At 66.6% G+C, this 15,372-nt stretch carries 15 protein-coding genes (1 of these 15 running past the window's edge); 7 read left to right on the forward strand and 8 right to left on the reverse strand.

Annotation, left to right across the window (positions count from 1 at the left end; genetic code table 11):
- Positions 1 to 612: the 5' portion of a metallophosphoesterase gene (locus GPICK_RS12745; protein ID WP_039743814.1), read on the reverse strand. It extends 531 nt beyond the left edge of the window; only the first 612 of its 1,143 coding nucleotides appear in the window; it begins with the start codon at positions 610 to 612; its stop codon lies beyond the left edge, outside the window.
- 128 nt (positions 613 to 740) lie between these two features.
- Here GPICK_RS12745 and GPICK_RS12750 point away from each other — a divergent pair, with 128 nt between their 5' ends.
- The 7 genes from GPICK_RS12750 (at position 741) to GPICK_RS12780 (ending at position 7,550) form a co-directional block, all read left to right on the forward strand.
- The gene (locus GPICK_RS12750; protein ID WP_039743817.1) at positions 741 to 1,424 is read left to right on the forward strand and encodes a metallophosphoesterase family protein; all 684 of its coding nucleotides are present in this window, start codon (positions 741 to 743) and stop codon (positions 1,422 to 1,424) included.
- A gap of 28 nt (positions 1,425 to 1,452) precedes the next feature.
- Positions 1,453 to 2,688, forward strand: coding sequence for a GGDEF domain-containing protein (locus GPICK_RS12755; protein ID WP_039743819.1), 1,236 nt, complete (start codon positions 1,453 to 1,455; stop codon positions 2,686 to 2,688).
- A gap of 105 nt (positions 2,689 to 2,793) precedes the next feature.
- Entirely contained in the window at positions 2,794 to 3,411 is a 618-nt protein-coding gene (locus GPICK_RS12760) for a glycine zipper domain-containing protein (protein ID WP_039743821.1), read from the forward strand.
- Between the two features lie 153 nt (positions 3,412 to 3,564).
- Positions 3,565 to 4,029, forward strand: a complete 465-nt coding sequence (locus GPICK_RS12765) for a (2Fe-2S)-binding protein (RefSeq protein WP_039743823.1) — start codon at positions 3,565 to 3,567, stop codon at positions 4,027 to 4,029.
- The gene (locus GPICK_RS12770) at positions 4,026 to 6,200 is read left to right on the forward strand and encodes a xanthine dehydrogenase family protein molybdopterin-binding subunit (protein WP_039743826.1); all 2,175 of its coding nucleotides are present in this window, start codon (positions 4,026 to 4,028) and stop codon (positions 6,198 to 6,200) included. The genes GPICK_RS12765 and GPICK_RS12770 overlap by 4 nt, the downstream gene beginning before the upstream one ends.
- Complete coding sequence (locus tag GPICK_RS12775) at positions 6,197 to 7,039, forward strand: XdhC family protein (protein WP_084201437.1); 843 nt, start codon at positions 6,197 to 6,199, stop codon at positions 7,037 to 7,039. The genes GPICK_RS12770 and GPICK_RS12775 overlap by 4 nt, the downstream gene beginning before the upstream one ends.
- Entirely contained in the window at positions 6,960 to 7,550 is a 591-nt protein-coding gene (locus GPICK_RS12780; RefSeq protein WP_039743828.1) for a nucleotidyltransferase family protein, read from the forward strand. The genes GPICK_RS12775 and GPICK_RS12780 overlap by 80 nt, the downstream gene beginning before the upstream one ends.
- Before the next feature lie 87 nt (positions 7,551 to 7,637).
- Here the strand turns inward: GPICK_RS12780 and GPICK_RS12785 are convergent, their stop codons facing one another.
- The 7 genes from GPICK_RS12785 to GPICK_RS12815 form a co-directional block, all read right to left on the reverse strand.
- Entirely contained in the window at positions 7,638 to 7,973 is a 336-nt protein-coding gene (locus GPICK_RS12785) for a hypothetical protein (protein ID WP_039743831.1), read from the reverse strand.
- Positions 7,974 to 8,023: 50 nt separating this feature from the next.
- Positions 8,024 to 8,440, reverse strand: coding sequence for a bacteriohemerythrin (locus GPICK_RS12790; RefSeq protein ID WP_039743833.1), 417 nt, complete (start codon positions 8,438 to 8,440; stop codon positions 8,024 to 8,026).
- Positions 8,441 to 8,524: 84 nt separating this feature from the next.
- Positions 8,525 to 10,378 carry an alpha-amylase family glycosyl hydrolase gene (locus GPICK_RS12795; protein ID WP_039743834.1) on the reverse strand — a complete coding sequence of 618 codons (1,854 nt, stop codon included), beginning with the start codon at positions 10,376 to 10,378 and terminating at the stop codon, positions 8,525 to 8,527.
- Positions 10,379 to 10,469: 91 nt separating this feature from the next.
- Positions 10,470 to 11,456, reverse strand: a complete 987-nt coding sequence (locus GPICK_RS12800) for an NAD(P)H-quinone oxidoreductase (RefSeq protein ID WP_039743836.1) — start codon at positions 11,454 to 11,456, stop codon at positions 10,470 to 10,472.
- 111 nt (positions 11,457 to 11,567) lie between these two features.
- Positions 11,568 to 13,706, reverse strand: coding sequence for a coiled-coil domain-containing protein (locus tag GPICK_RS12805; RefSeq protein ID WP_039743839.1), 2,139 nt, complete (start codon positions 13,704 to 13,706; stop codon positions 11,568 to 11,570).
- Between the two features lie 114 nt (positions 13,707 to 13,820).
- Positions 13,821 to 14,546, reverse strand: a complete 726-nt coding sequence (locus GPICK_RS12810; protein ID WP_236685559.1) for a roadblock/LC7 domain-containing protein — start codon at positions 14,544 to 14,546, stop codon at positions 13,821 to 13,823.
- A gap of 8 nt (positions 14,547 to 14,554) precedes the next feature.
- Positions 14,555 to 15,280 carry a DUF4388 domain-containing protein gene (locus GPICK_RS12815; protein ID WP_039743841.1) on the reverse strand — a complete coding sequence of 242 codons (726 nt, stop codon included), beginning with the start codon at positions 15,278 to 15,280 and terminating at the stop codon, positions 14,555 to 14,557.
- Positions 15,281 to 15,372: the final 92 nt, after the last annotated feature.

The raw sequence follows: 15,372 nt of genomic DNA on the forward strand, positions 1-15,372 counted from the left end.
AATGTTGTCCATCTGGCCATCCACGAGGTCGCCAGTGCAGACGAGGAGATCGGGGTCGGCCGCCCGAACGGCGGCCAGCATCCGGCGGAGGCGCTCCTCTCTGACGATGAGCCCCACATGGACATCGGAGATCTGGGCGATGATCAGCTTCTCGACGCCGAGAGGGAGCTTGGGGGTCCGGATTGTGAGCCGCTCGGTCCGGATCGCAAGGGCATCGTGATAGCCGTAGGCGGCGGCAAGGAGGGCATAGGCAGCGGCAATGCCGAAGGCCGACCCCGGGGGAAGACGGAGGTGGGTGAATTCCCCGCGGCTGAGCAGCTCGCCGACCCGCAACAGCAGATGCCAGCAATCACCCAGGAGCGAACAGCTGAAAAAGAGGAAGAGGAATCCCATCCAGCAGTAGCCGCTCCAGGCGAGGAGTCGGGCGGGCTCCTCAAATCCCTCCCGCTCGGCGACCCGGACGAGGATCGGGGCAACGGCCATAAGGGCGAGAAAGAGGGCCAGCGCCCCCCCCACGGCGGGACCGAAACCGAAGGCGGCTCGGGCCTTGGTGTAGAAGTAGAGGTGGGTTCCGCAGTAGACCAGGAAAAACGTCGCCAGAAAGATGGACATGACTCTCCCCTGCACGATTGTCGGGGCGCACCCCTCTCGAAAACTCTACCACATTGACGGTTTACTTGCGAGACGGCCGCATGCTATAAGTTTATATTCATCCTTTCTCATCACGGCATGGTGCGCACGTGAAAACTCCTCGCTACTCCCGCCGCTTCGTCGTCCCGGACATCCACGGCTGCAGCAGGACCCTCGACCGGCTCCTCGGAGAGGGGATCGGCCTGACGCGCAGCGACGACCTCTATCTCCTCGGTGACTACATCGACCGGGGACCGGGGAGCAGGGAGGTCCTCGACATTCTCCGGGGACTGGTCCTGAAGGGATACCGGGTCTGGCCGGTGCGGGGAAACCATGAGGAGATGTTCCTGAACGGCTGCCGGGACCGGGAGCTCTTCCGGGTCTGGATGCTGAACGGGGGGGGCGCCACCCTGGCAAGCTTCGGCGTGGAGGACCCCTGCGAGGTTCCGCCCGCCTACCGGCGCTTCCTGGAGGAGATGCCCCTCTACCGCATTCTTCCCGATTTCGTCCTTGTCCACGGAAGTCTCAACTTCGCCCTTCCCGACCCATTCGCCGACCGGGAGGCGATGCTCTGGAGCCGTTCCCTGGAGGTACGGCGGGAGAAGATCGGCGGACGCAGGCTCATCGGTGGCCATACCCCCATGACCCGGGAGGCAATCGCCCGTGGGCTCGCCACCGACCGGATTGTCCTCGACAACGGCTGCGTCTATGCCGGCGAAGCGGGGCTAGGGAGCCTCGCGGCCCTGGAGCTCGACAGCATGGCCCTCTATTTCCAGGAGAACATCGACCGATGAACCACTTTCCCAAGGAGTTCCGCCGGGCGTGAACACACTCACGGCTAAAAATTTTACGATCTTCGTCATCCCCATCGCGCTGCTGACGGCGACCTTCTGCCTCATGCCCCGGGTGACGGAGCTCCCCCCGGCGCGGCTCGAACTCCTCGTCCACCTTCCCTATCTGGCAGTGGCCCTCGGCATGATCCTCTCGGTCCACTTCCACCGCGGACGCGCCCTCTTCGTCTTTCTCCTGCTCGCCGCCTCCTACTGGAGTTTCCGGGGGCACCTGACCGGGGCACCACGGGGGATCGAGGCGACGGTCCTCTTCCAGGCCGTCACCTTCCTCGTACCGCTCAACATCGCCCTCTTCTCTCTCATGCGGGAGCGGGGGATCGTGACCGTGGCGGGACGGATCCGCCTTGCCTTCCTGGCGGGCCAGGCCCTCTTCGTCTGGTGGGCCATGGAGCCGGGGCACGTGGCGATCCAGCAGTTTCTGGGGCGGCAGTTCACCGCCGGCAGCTTTCCGGCCGGCTCTCCCCTCCCCCAGCCGGCCCTGCCGGCCATGGCCCTTTCCGGCATCGTGGTGGCGGTGCGGGCAAGCCTGAAGCAGTCCCCCATCGACAGCGCATTCCTCGGCTGCCTTGCCGCCTTCAGCGTGGCGTGCAACGGCATCGCCCACCCCTACGCCACCCCGGTTTTCATGACCGCCGCCGCGGTGATCCTGTCGCTGGGGGTCCTGAAGGATTCCTACAACATGGCGTTCCGGGACGAACTTACCGGCCTCCCCTCGCGCCGGGCGCTCAACGAGCAACTCTCCTGGCTCGGCCGGCGCTACTGCGTCGCCATGGTCGACGTGGACCACTTCAAGAAGTTCAACGACACTTACGGCCACGACGTGGGAGACCAGGTGCTCCGGCTGGTGGCGTCGAAGCTGCGCGGCGTCAGCGGCGGCGGAAAGGCCTACCGCTACGGCGGCGAAGAGTTCACCATCCTCTTCCCCCACAAGGAGCGGGAGGAGGTCCTCGCCCACCTGGAAGAACTGCGCGGCACCATCGCCGACTACCAGATGCGGCTGCGGGGAAACGACCGCCCCTCTTCCTGCCGGGAGGGAAAGCGCCAGCGCAGCAATACCTCCCGGAGCCAGGGAACCGTCTCGGTCACCGTCAGCATCGGCGTGGCCGAGAGCGGCGGCGACCGGCGCCGACCCGCCGACGTCATCAAGGCCGCCGATCAGGCCCTCTACCGCGCCAAAGGGCGGGGACGCAACCTGGTGAGCGTCTGAATTGCATTCCCGTTTCTCCCCGATATACTTGATTCGTTGACCGGCGACCGAGCCATCAGCCACCGCGCGGTGCCGGCTCCGCACAATGAAACCACGGAGGGGATCATGAAACGGAACGTCATCGCACGGGCAACCCTGGCGGCATTCACCTTCACCACCCTCACCGGCTGCGTCACTGTCTCCGAGGAGCACAAAGGGGCGGCCAAGGGGGCCGGATATGGTGCCGCGGCCGGAGCCATCGCCGGCGCGGTGTTGGCGGGAGAGGGATCCCGCACGAAGGGAGCGGTCCTCGGCGGCCTCGCCGGCGCCCTCATCGGCGGCATCATCGGCAACTACACCATCGACAAGAAACAGACCGCCGAGCAGACGGCGACCCGCTACAACTTCCAGCCCTCCTCGGGCACCATGGTCCGGATCGAGAACGTGGGAGTCACCCCTACAAGCGTCCGCCCCGGCGAAAAGGTGGAGATCCAGACCACCTACGCCCTTCTCATGCCCAATGCCAATTCCCAGGCCAGCGTGACCGAATCGGTGGAACTGCGCCACGAGGGAGACCTCGTCGGCAACCCCGAAACGATGGTCACCCACGCCGGCGGCACCTACACCTCCACCATCCCGATCGTTCTCCCGGCCGACGCCAAAAAGGGAACCTACCGGGTCATCGCCACGGTGAAGACCGAGTCGGGGCGCGACACCCGCGAAACGACCTTCACGGTCCGGTAGTATTCCCTCCCCCGTCCCCATGCACACCATCCGGCCGCGGCCGCCCCCCGGCGGTAGCGGCCGCGCTGCTCCGTCCCTGCATCGGCTTGAGCGCACTGCCCTCACGCCTCGCCGGCGAAGACGGCACCCGGAGTCAGCACGGAGGTCCACCGCATGATTTCATTCATGGTAAACGGCAAGCGCCAGCAGGTGAATGTCGCCCCCGACACGCCGCTCCTCTGGGTGATCCGGGAGGAGATCGGCCTCACCGGAACCAAGTTCGGCTGCGGCATGTCCCTCTGCGGAGCCTGCACCGTCCATGTGGACGGCCGGGCGGTCCGCTCCTGCGTCACCCCGGTTTCGGCCGTGGCGGGGAAGAGCGTCACCACCATAGAGGGGATCCCCGAGGAGCACCCGGTGAAGCAGGCGTGGATCGCCGAGGACGTCCCCCAGTGCGGCTGGTGCCAGCCGGGACAGATCATGGCCGCCACCGCCCTGCTGGCGGAAAACCCCGCGCCCGACGACGCAGCCATCGACGACGCCATGTCGGGGGTCCTCTGCCGCTGCGGGACCTACCAGCGGATCAGGAAGGCTATCCACCGGGCCGTCGGGATGAAGGGGAAAGGGGGAACGCCATGAACGGGACCGTCACCATGAGCCGTCGTGCATTCCTCAGGACCGGCGCCGTTCTGGGCGGGGGGCTGATCCTCGGCGTCCACCTCCCCCTCGGCACCGCCCGGGGGGTGGAGCCTCCCGGCAAGACCTTCGCCCCCAACGCCTTCCTCCGGATCGGCTCCGACGACTCGATCACCGTCATCGTCAACAAGTCGGAGATGGGACAGGGGGTATACACCGCCCTGCCGATGATCGTGGCCGAAGAGCTGGAGGTCGACCCGGCGGTGATCCGGGTGGAACCGGCTCCCGTGGCACCGGCATACAACCACGCCCTCTGGGGAATCCAGGTGACCGGCGGGAGCACGAGCGTGCGGACCGAGTGGGAGCGCCTCGCCCAGGCCGGCGCCGCCGCGCGCCAGATGCTGATCGCCGCGGCGGCCGGGAGATGGGAAGCGAAGCCGGCGGAGTGCCGGGCCGAGAACGGACAGGTCGTCCACCAGCCTACCGGCCGGCGCCTTTCCTACGGCACTCTCGCCGAGGCGGCCGCGCGGCTCGAACCGCCGCAGGGGGTCCGCCTCAAGGGGCCCGGTGAACAGAAAGTCATCGGCCGGGGAGTGAAGCGCCTCGACACCCCGGCCAAGGTGAACGGCACCGCTCTCTTTGGCCTCGACGTCAGCATCCCCGGGATGCTGACCGCCGTGGTCGCCCGCCCGCCGGTCTTCGGCGCCCGGGCGACGCGGATCCGGGAGGACCTGGCGGAGAAGGTGCCGGGCGTAAAGCGGATCATCCCCATCGACGCCGGCGTGGGGGTGGTGGCCGTGAGTCTTCCGGCGGCCCTGAACGGGCGGAAGGCCCTTGAGATCCAGTGGGACGAGGGGCCCCTTGCCACCCTCGACAGCGACCGCCAGCGGGAAGCATACGCGGAGATGGCGAAAAAGCCAGGGGCCGTGGCGGCCAGCCGTGGCGACGCCGATGTCGCCCTGACAAAGGCGGCGAAGCGGATCAACGCGGTCTACACCCTCCCCTACCTTGCCCACGCCCCCATGGAGCCGCTAAACTGCGTGGCAAGCGTCCGCCCCGACGGGTGCGACATCTGGACCGGCACCCAGATGCAGACCGGCGACCGGGATGCGGCGGCGAAGATCACGGGGCTTCCCAAGGAAAAGATCAATCTCCGGACCATGCTCCTGGGCGGCGGCTTCGGGCGCCGGGCAGTCCCCGACTCCCACTTCATGCGGGAGGCGGTTCAGCTCTCCAAGGCTATCGGCAAGCCGGTGAAGGTGGTCTGGACCCGGGAGGACGACCTTCACGGCGGATGGTACCGCCCCTCCTCCTACAACGTGCTGGCGGCGGGGCTCGACCGGGCCGGGATGCCGGTCGCCTGGACGCACCGGATCGTCTGCCAGTCCATCGCCATGGGGACCCCTTTCGAAGGGGCAATGGTGAAGAACGGCGTCGATGACACCTCCGTGGAGGGGGCCGCCGACTCACCCTACGAGGTCCCCAACTTCCGTTGCGACCACCACATGGCCCCGGCTGGGGTGCCCGTCCTCTGGTGGCGCTCCGTAGGCCACTCCTTCACCGCCTTCGTCAAGGAGAGCTTCATCGACGAACTGGCCCACGCCGCGGGGCACGACCCGTACCGCTACCGCCGCGCCCTCCTGGCAAAGCACCCGCGGGTCGCCGGCGTCCTCGACCTGGCGGCGGAAAAGGCGGGGTGGGGAAAACCGCTGCCGCCGGGGCGGGGACGGGGGATTGCCGTGCACGAATCGTTCGGCAGCTTCATCGCCCAGGTGGCGGAGGTTTCGGTGAACGGCCAGGGTGAGATCAGGGTCCACCGGGTGGTCTGCGCCGTGGACTGCGGCCGGTTCGTCAACCCTGAGATCATCGCCTCCCAGATGGAGTCGGGGGTCGCCTTCGGCCTCTCCGCGGCGCTGCACGGCGCCATCACCTTCGCCGACGGCCGGGTCCGGCAGACGAACTTCCACGACTACCCGATCATCCGAATGCGGGAGATGCCGACGGTGGAGACCCACATCGTAAAAAGCGATGAAAAACCGGGAGGAATCGGCGAGCCGGGGGTTCCCCCCATCGCACCGGCAGTGGCGAACGCCCTCTTCGCCCTGACCGGCGCGCGGCTGCGGACTCTGCCGATGACGCCGGAGCGGGTGCGGGAGGCCCTGGGGAAAGGATGAGCGATCACGTGCTCTATCGGGAACTGATCCGGCTGAGCGAGGCAGGGATGCCGGCGGCCCTGGCGACGGTGGTGGAGACGAGCGGGTCGAGCCCGCGCAAGGCGGGGGCCAAGATGCTCGTCCGGCACGACGGCACGACCCTTGGCACCGTGGGAGGCGGCCGGGTGGAGCTGGAGACGGTGACGGCGGCCCTGGAGGCGATCCGCGAAGGGAAACCCCGCACGGTGGCCTTCATCCTCACGGAGGAGCATGGCCACGTCTGCGGCGGCCGGCTCCTGGTCTACGTGGAGCCGGCCGCGAGCCGGCCGCGCCTCATCATCGCCGGGGCCGGCCATATCGGGAAGGCCCTCGTCCGGGCGGCCTCCTTCGCCGGCTACCGGGTCGCCGTGGCCGACGACCGCCCGGGCTACGCCGACCGGGAGCAGCTCCTCGACGCCGACGAAGTGCTGACTGGGGAGTATGATGGGGTGTTCGCGGGGCTCTCCGTCGACGGCGCCACGGCAATCGTCATCGCCACCACCGGCTTCGAGAAGGACTTCGCCGCCGTGCGGGGAGCGCTCCGGACCCCGGCCCCCTTCATCGGCCTCATCGGCAGCGCCCGCAAGCGCGAGGCGCTTCTGCGAACCCTGACGGACGAAGGGTATCCACCGGGTGAGATCGACCGGGTCACCATTCCGGTGGGAGTTGCCATCGGCGCCGAGACCCCTGAGGAGATCGCCGTCAGCATCGTCGCCCAGCTCATCGGACAGAGGAGGCTCCATGGAGGTAGCGGCACTGCTTCTGGCCGCCGGGAACTCCCGGCGGATGGGGGTCTGCAAGCAGCTGCTGCGGCTCGCTGACCGGCCGGCCATTGTCCACTGCGTCGACACCCTCGTTGCCGCCGGCATCGGGGAGATCGTCGTGGTGGTCGGCTCCCGGGGAGACGCCGTGGCGGCGGCAGTGGCGGGCTATCCGCTGACGGTGGCGGTCAACGCCGGCGAGGAGTGCGAGATGGCCGACTCGGTCCGCACCGGCCTCGCCCGGCTCGCCGCCGGAGCAACGGCGGTGATGGTGGCGCTTGCCGATCATCCCCTCGTCAGGCCCGATACGATCCGGGCCCTCGTGGAGCGGCACCGGGAGGAGCCCGACGCCATTATCATCCCGGTGCACGACGGGGTCAAGGGGCACCCGACCCTCTTCCCCCGCGCCGTCATCGCCGGAATCGCGGCGCTCCCCACCCTCCGGGAGGTCATCGCCCGGCACCGGGACAAGGTCCGGCTGGTACCGGTGGCCGACGAGGGTGTGGTGCGGGACATGGATGTGTGGGAGGACTATCTGGCGGTTGCCGAACGGTTCAGCGCGGGGAGCTGATCCGACGGGAGGCGAAAAAAGAAAAGGCGGAACCCGGCGACGCAGCGCGCCCGGTTCCGCCTTTTCCATTCCGGAGAGAGGAGTGGGTTACTCGTACATATCCCGTCCCCAGGAATCCTTGAACTGGATCCGGCGAAGGGTGTTCTGGGCCGAGACCTCGTCGATGATCCTTTCGGCCTCTTCCTCGGTGAAACCGACGCTGGGCCGTACCCCCATCCAGTGGGTTGTCTCCCCCGACGGGTTATCGAGGGGACGCGGAATCGCCGGCCCCGGCTTGTACTTGCTGTTCAGAAAAAGGGCCGCCTCGTACTGGCGCGGCCGCTTCACGAGACGCACGTCAACGAGGAAGCCATTCTTGGTCTCTTTGGACAAAATCGAATCCAAGACATCCATATCGCGGGGTACTTCGCTGAACTCAGGCATTGCTTCCCTCTCAGAGTATGGTTTTGGCGTGGGGGGCTCCAACTCCCTTACTAATGAATATCGGCAGCGGGAGGCATCTTCTTGAGGAGAAATTCGCTCGCCTCCCGATCCACCCGCCGGATGTGACCCTTGAGCCAATCGATCAGGAGCTGGTTCACCCGCAGGACGAAATCGCGTGTTGGTCCCGTGGTCTGGAGCTCCTGCCGAAATTGGCCGATCCGGTCTCGCATGAGAACATGCTGCAGCCGGTGGTTTTCATAGCCGGGGAAGTCGTGGCGCTGCAGGAGCGTTTCCTCGGTGTCGAAATGGGTTTTCACGTAATCATCGAGAAAATCGAGCATCCGCAGGACCTCGGCCAGCTCTCTCCCCGCAACGCAGGCATCGAGGAGCTGATCGAGCTGGCAGAACAGCTGCCGGTGCTGGCTGTCAATTTCACTGATTCCCACTGTCAAATCGTCGGACCACATGGTGTCGTCTCCGGGCGGAATACCGCGTCGTTTTGGGGTGATAACCTTTTGGCGTCCCTTTTACTAGCAAAAGGGGAGCCAACGTCAGCACGGTTCGAAGATGACGAACCCGGCCGCCGGCACCATCACCTCCACGGCGTGGACGAAATCGTTGATCCGCCGCACCGTCATCGTCCGGCGCAGCTGGGTGGAGTCAGTGGAATAGATGCAGGCGAACCGGCTCCCGTCTGCGTGGAGGCTGTGATCCACGAGCACCCATGCGGTGCGGGGCTGGTCGGCATCGGTATTGATGGCGAGGAGCATCTCTTCGGTGTCGAAGATGCGGGACCAGGGGACAACGGAACGGATCTCTCCCCCCATGGCGAAGGGGAGCCCGAAGTTGATTCCGTCCCCCGAGATCTCCCGCAGATACTGGCGCCCGCGCCGCAGCACCACCTTCTCCTTCCGCAGGGCCAGGATCTTTGCGAATTCGCGGTATACCGGGCTCTCCTCGTCGAAGAAGTGGACCCCGCTGGTGCGAAACGCGCCGAAGGGGCCGCCGAACATGCATTCGCGCAGGTAACGGTCATCCCCTCCTTCGCCGTCGAAGGCCTGCTCGGTCCCGTAATAGACGCACGGGATGCCGATGGTGGTGACGTTCAGGGCAAGGGCGTTCAGGACGAGCCGCCGCCACTTCAGGTCGCCGGCGCAGAAGCGCTCCTTCTTGGCGCCGCGGCAGACCTGGTCGTGATCGTCGATCACCGTCACCACCTTGTTGCGGAACCAGACGTGGGAATCCTTGCGCACCAGGAGCGAGTTGCGGAAGAGGTCGAAGTAGCCGGACGGGTCGCTCCGCCCCTTCACCAGATCTTCGAGCTTCAGGGGGATTTCGTCCACCCCGAGGGCGGCGTTGAGGCCGGTGGTCTCCAGGGTCTCGAAGGCAAACTCCCGGCCGCCGGTGATCTCGCCGATGAGGTAGAAGTTCTCCTTGCCGAGCCGCTGGGCGAATTCGTGGATCGTGGAGGCGAAGAAGCGCGTCGCCCCGCTCCCCATGTGCTTCACGGTGTCGATGCGGTAGCCGTCGAGGTCGGCGAAGGCAAGCCAGTACTTGTAGACCTCGCAGAGTGCCAGCAGCGCCGGTGACGGCGTGAACGCATCCACCTCCCCGTCGCCCAGGTGGATATCTTTGAGGTCGAAGAAGTCGCCGTCCAGAAACTCATGGTAGCGGTCCCAGTCCTGGATATGCCCCATGCGGGTGAATCCCTCCGGGGCCTGGAGCTCCCAGGGCCAGACCGCGCCGTCGGGCCAGGCGTCGGGGTTGACCGCAAGATCCACGGGGCCGAAGGGGAGCGAGGGGGTGCCGTCACCCCGCCGGAACCCCTGCACCGGGTAGACGGTGCCGCCGTCATAGGGGGTATAGCCCCGGTCGTAGGCAAAGACGTTCCCCGCGTGGTTCAGGATGATGTCGAGGATGACGTAGATGCCGTTGTCGTGGGCGACCTTCACCATCTCCCGCAGGTCATCCCGCGTTCCGAAGTGGGGGTCGACATCGAGGAAATCCTGGATGCCGTAACCGTGGTAGGTGGGGATGAAGGAGCACTGCTTGAAGAGGGGGCTTACCCAGACGGCGGTCACCCCGAGGCGGCGCAGATACCCCATCTTCTCAGTGAGCCCCTTCAGGGTGCCGCCGCACCAACGGCTCCCCGCCTCACGCCAGGCCGCGGCCTCCGGCTCGGTGCGGACGGCGTTCCCCTCGTCGCCGGGGCGGCAGAGGGGGGTTGTCCCCGTTGTCACCACGTGCCCCCGGTTGTCGCGACACCCCGTTTCGCGCCCGTCGGAGAAGCGATCGAGGAGGAGAAAGTACAGTACCTGGTCCTCCCAGGCGGCGGGGGAAGGGTGAAACGTGCGGTCGACGAAGCTTTCCAGATCCAGATCCCTGATCGATTGCGGTGCCGTCATGGCGCTTTCCTCCCTGATCCGTTTCCTTCTCCGCGAAAAAACAAACCCCCTCCCGCAGGGGAGGGGGCGACCGGCGCGGGCCGTCGGCCGGCTACGAGATCTTCAGCACGATTTTCCCGAAATGCTTGTCCTCTTCCATCATCCGGTGGGCTTCCACCACCTGATCGAGGGGGAAGACCTTCTCGATGATCGGGACGATGGTCCGGTCGGCGAACTTCGGGAGCGCCGTCTTCGTGAACTCGGCCACGATCTCCCCCTTGTCCTTCACCGGGCGGGAGCGGAGCACGCTTCCGATGATCTGCTGGCGCTTCACCATCATGAGGGCCAGATTGAGCTCGGCCTTGATGCCGCTGATGATGCCAATGATGACGAGCCGCCCGGCGTAGGCCAGGGAGTTCATGTTGGGAGCGAGGTACTTGGCACCCACGTGGTCGAGGATGACGTCGGCCCCCTTCTTGGCGGTGAACTCCTTCACCGCCTCCGAGAAGTCGGGGGTCTGGGTGAAGTCGATGACGAGATCTGCCCCCAGCTCCTTCACCCGCTCCATCTTGGCCGGGTGGGCGGTGACGATGATCTTCGTGTTCGGGACCAGCGCCTTGCAGAGCTGGATGCCGGCGGTGTTCACCCCGCCGCCGCCGCCGTGGAGGATGGTGGTGTTCTTATCCTTGAGGCCGCCGATCATGAAGACGTTCAGGAATGCCGTGATGTACGACTCGCAGACGCAGGCCGCCTCCTCGAAGCTCATGCTCTCGGGGATCCGCATGAGATGGTTGGCGTAGGCCACCGCGTACTCGGCGTAGCCACCGCCACCCACCAGCGACATGACCCGGTCCCCCACCTGCCAGCCGGTCACTCCCGGCCCCAGCTCCTCGATGGTGCCGGCGACCTCCAGGCCGAGGACCTCCGAATCGCCCGGAGGGGGGGGATACTTTCCCTCGCGCTGGACGAGATCGGGCCGGTTGATGGAGGTGGCCACCACCTTCACCAGCACCTGCCCCTCGGCGGGCTTCGGCCGCTCCACCTCCCCAACCGTAAGGACTTCGAGTCCGCCGAAACCGTTAAGCAGTACCGCTTTCATACCGTTTCCTCCTTGCACGGAAATACCATGGAAAAATGTGCCGACACTCTAACCAACAAACAGCGTTATGTAAACACAAAAGAGGGAGGAAACACGCCGCCGTTTCCGGCACTATCCCCGCCGGCAGAGGGCCGGCACCTTGGCCAGGGCGCGGGCCCGCTTCTCCGGGTCGGCGGGGAGCGAGACCGCATCCATCATGAAGCCGACGGTCTCTACGAAGGCAAAGGCGTCGCGGACCGCCTTCGCGCAGGCGTCGGCAGTTGCGGGTTGCGTATCGGGGGAGTAGACGAGGGTCTTGCGATCGGTTTCCAGGGTCCAGGCCACGAAGACCCGGAAGCCGGCGCCACGCTTCAGGGCGCAGATGTAGGCGCCGCAGCTCTGGGGCTTGTGCCCCTCGGGGGAAATGGTCACCATGTTGAGGGTCTGGTGGAGCTCGACGACCTCGTCGGCGACGCCGTATTCGATGCAGTCGAGACTCTTGTCGAGGTGGAAGGAAGCCGGCGCCTCATCCCCCTCGACCGGGCCGGGGGCGCCGAAGGAGGTGAACCCACTTCCCCCTCCCATGAAGGCGAAGGGATCGGCCTCGGCCTCTCCCCCCCCGTTCAGGAGGGCATCGACGGCAGTCCCCACCTCCTCGTCCCAGCCGGTCTCGAACGCTTCCGCACCCTTGCCCGTCCCTGACGGAACGGGGGTGCTGGCCACCACCTCCGCAGTGGAAGAGCGCCGGCGCTCCGCCGGGGGAAGGGGGGGCGGGGCCTGTTCCGGCTTCCGGGGTTCGCCCTGTTTCGCCGCGGCTCCCCCCTCCTTCTGGGCCGCAAGGTGCTCCACCTCGGCCTGGAGCGCCGCAATGCGGGCCGCAGCGGTCTGTTCGGCGAGCCCCTTGGTCACCGCCAGCCGTTCCACTTCCTCCTTCAAGGCCGAGACATCGGCCGTCGCCTGTGCCAGCAGTTCAGCCGATGCCCCCCCCTTGGCCGAGATCACCCGCTCCACCGCCGCCCGTTCGGCAGTGGCAAGCTCCGCCTCGGCAACGAGCCGCGCCAGGCGCTCGACGCCGGCGGCGCGGGCCGCTTCCCGCTCTGCGGTTCGCTGGGAGACGATCTCCTGAAGAGCGGCGACGTCTGCCGCAAGGCGCGACTCGTCCGCCGCCGTCGCCGCTGCCAGACGCGTCGCCTCCGCCTCCAGCCCGGCGATCCGCGCCGCAGCCGCTTTCGCGTTATCCTGCCTGGAGGTGGTCAACCGCCCGATCTCGGCGGAGATGGCATCGATCCGCTGCGCGCCGCCTTCCTCGTCCGCCCGGACGTCGGTTTCGAGCTGCTGCAGTTCGCCGCGCAGCCGGTCGGCCTCCCCTGCAAGCCGCTCGCGGCTCTGCACGGCAGCCTCAACGGCCGACCGGAGCTCTTCTTTGAGCCGCGCCACCTCCTGGCGAAGGCGTGCCACGTCCGGGGCCTCCGCCCCCTCGGCCGCGGCACGTTCCGCCGTCAGGCGCTCCACCTCCTTCCGGAGCTCCTCGCCGCGCGTGGCGGCCTTCTGTTCCGCCTTCTGCTTCTCGGCAGTCAGGCGGGTCACCTCGGCCTCCAGACGCTTCGACTCCGCCGCCAGTGCCGCCCCCTCCACCTCCGCAGCCCGGCGCGCCTCATCCCGTTCCCGCCCGAGCCGTTCGATCTCCGCAGCCAATCCGGCCTGCCGCTCGGCCCACCGTTTCTCGGCGTCCTCCTTCTCGGTCCCGAGCCGTTCGGCCTCGGCAGACAGGGCTGCCACGCGGGCGGCCGGCTCTTCGACCGGAGCGGCGGAAGCCTTCGCGGAGGGAGGAGGTTTCTCTTCCGGCTTCTCCCCTTCCGCGCCGACCACCGCCTCATCCATCGCCGGCGCCGACGACGGCTTGCGGATCACGCGGATGTCGCGGATGACCACCTCGCGCATCGCCTTGCCGTACTTGAGGCTCACCTCCCGCAGCGTGAAGCCGAGCTCGGCAAGGAAGGCGCTGGCCTCCTTGACGAGGCGGTCGACGGGGGAGCGGGCCGGCGGCGGGGGCTCGGGGCGGTAGATAAAGGATTTTTTCCGGTCAACCTGTTCAAGGACGGCGTAGACCCGGACGACATCGTTCTGGCGGACAACACAGACATAGGCATTGCAGGGGCGGGGAGCAAGCTTGCCCGGGGCGGCGGGGAGAGGTGCGTCGGAGCGGTGAATCTCGATGACATCGGCCTCGTCGGCCTCAATGCTGCCGAGCGACGTGTCGAGAACGAACATGGCAGACCTCTTCAGTGCGGATGATGGGGAAATATCCGTTACACTCTACCCGATTTTCCCGGATTGGCAAACGGAGTCACGGGGAAGGAATGAGTGCTGGAAGGGAACCGCGGGTCAGGGGAGCTCCACCGTCAGGGAAGCGCCGTCGGAAATCCGGAGCTTCTTTTCGATCGACTTGCAGAGGATGATCTTTCCGTCGGAGGAGGCATCATTCTCGTTGACGACCATGACCGCGAAGATCCCCGACAGGCCGCTGTCCGGATTGGTGAGCCTGAGTTTCTTGGTGGTCCCCGTCCGGTAAAAGGCGCTGATCTGCCGGGACGTCGCCGGGGTGATGGCCGCCATGCCGAACTGCTCGAACGAGCCGCCGATGGCACTGTTCTGAATGTGGCAGGCGGGGAGGGTCAGTACGTCGAGAATCGCGGCAGCGGCGGGGGCGGCTAATGGCGCCTCCGTCCTCCCCTCCCCGATGAGGGATTCGAGCTTTCCCTTGGCAACGTTGAGGGAGATGGCAAGCACCTGGAGATTGATCGCCTTGGCGCAGAGGAGAAGAAGAAACGCCTCCCGGAGCGGTTTGACGACGATCCGGCCGTCCTGGTAGCGTAAATCGACGAGATCGAATGCCCCGGCACTGCTCCTGACGCCGGTGCCCGGGTCGGCCACCGTGGCGGCAACCCCCTGGAGGATGGAGAGGTCGAACAGGGGAGGAAAGGCATGGGCCACCACCTCGCCGGCGGCACCGCACACCAGGCTCCCGATCACCCCCGGAACCGTGTTGATCTGCTGCAGGACATCATCCATCGTCTTGTCGAACTCCCCTTCCCCGGACTCTCTGGCCAACCCGGCGGTCACTTCCGTGCGGCGAATGCGGTGCGGATGTCGGCCTCCACCTGGGCAAGGGGGCTTTCCGTCTTCACTGCGATGGAAATATAGTGGTTCTTGGCCTCGAAAAGCAGGAGCTGGCTCCCCTTTCCATGAACCGCCGCAGACCTGGTCTCTCCCAGGCCAAAGAGACTGCCGAGCCGGTTGCCGATTCCCGCCAGAGCGACCCCCCTGCCGGCCAGCGCCTCCGCCTCGAAGCTCTCGTCCTCCACCGTGGTGCCGTCACGCTTGAGGAGCACCGCATAGGAAACCCCGGCGATTTGCAGCAGCCGTTCCGCGATGGGACTCATCCTCCGCCGGACCGTTGTCATGGCGGCCTCGTCGCTTCCCGTGGGCGAGAGGAGACCCGCCTGCTCCTCGTCCATCAGCCGGTGGGCTTCGAGGAGAAGATAGCTGATGCTCTGCTGGATCGTCCGGCTCGTGGTGGTTACCTTCGGCTGGATGGAGAACCGTCCCCCTGGCCAGCGGATGATCTCGTACAGGGCCAGATCTCCCGACCGTCCCTCCTGCTCCGCATGGATGATCTCGCCGTCGCGGAAGAAGATCATCCCCTGCCGTTCGCGATATTCCACACAGATGCAGCCGGAAAACCGGTTCTGCCCCTTGAGCTGGATCACGTCCGTCAGGGGGAGGCCGGCGACGGAACCTTCGAAACCATTGATTTTTTCACGCTGCGCCGTCTCTGCCGTCATGACGCTACCCTCGTTGGTAGATGATCAACACCGTCTCACTAGCACATTCCATGCCTTGGCCACCGGCGAGCCCGGGAAGAAAACCAACACCC

The organism is Geobacter pickeringii (assembly GCF_000817955.1).
In the GTDB taxonomy this organism is placed as follows: Bacteria; Desulfobacterota; Desulfuromonadia; order Geobacterales; family Geobacteraceae; genus Geobacter; species Geobacter pickeringii.

What these genes read in the sequence shown, in the direction of transcription:
- GPICK_RS12760 (WP_039743821.1), top strand. Translation starts at nt 2,794, where the DNA reads ATGAAACGGAACGTCATCGCACGGGCAACCCTGGCGGCATTCACCTTC.
- GPICK_RS12765 (WP_039743823.1), top strand. Translation starts at nt 3,565, where the DNA reads ATGATTTCATTCATGGTAAACGGCAAGCGCCAGCAGGTGAATGTCGCC.
- GPICK_RS12770 (WP_039743826.1), top strand. Translation starts at nt 4,026, where the DNA reads ATGAACGGGACCGTCACCATGAGCCGTCGTGCATTCCTCAGGACCGGC.
- GPICK_RS12775 (WP_084201437.1), top strand. Translation starts at nt 6,197, where the DNA reads ATGAGCGATCACGTGCTCTATCGGGAACTGATCCGGCTGAGCGAGGCA.
- GPICK_RS12780 (WP_039743828.1), top strand. Translation starts at nt 6,960, where the DNA reads ATGGAGGTAGCGGCACTGCTTCTGGCCGCCGGGAACTCCCGGCGGATG.
- GPICK_RS12785 (WP_039743831.1), bottom strand. Translation starts at nt 7,973, where the DNA reads ATGCCTGAGTTCAGCGAAGTACCCCGCGATATGGATGTCTTGGATTCG.
- GPICK_RS12790 (WP_039743833.1), bottom strand. Translation starts at nt 8,440, where the DNA reads ATGTGGTCCGACGATTTGACAGTGGGAATCAGTGAAATTGACAGCCAG.
- GPICK_RS12795 (WP_039743834.1), bottom strand. Translation starts at nt 10,378, where the DNA reads ATGACGGCACCGCAATCGATCAGGGATCTGGATCTGGAAAGCTTCGTC.
- GPICK_RS12800 (WP_039743836.1), bottom strand. Translation starts at nt 11,456, where the DNA reads ATGAAAGCGGTACTGCTTAACGGTTTCGGCGGACTCGAAGTCCTTACG.
- GPICK_RS12805 (WP_039743839.1), bottom strand. Translation starts at nt 13,706, where the DNA reads ATGTTCGTTCTCGACACGTCGCTCGGCAGCATTGAGGCCGACGAGGCC.
- GPICK_RS12815 (WP_039743841.1), bottom strand. Translation starts at nt 15,280, where the DNA reads ATGACGGCAGAGACGGCGCAGCGTGAAAAAATCAATGGTTTCGAAGGT.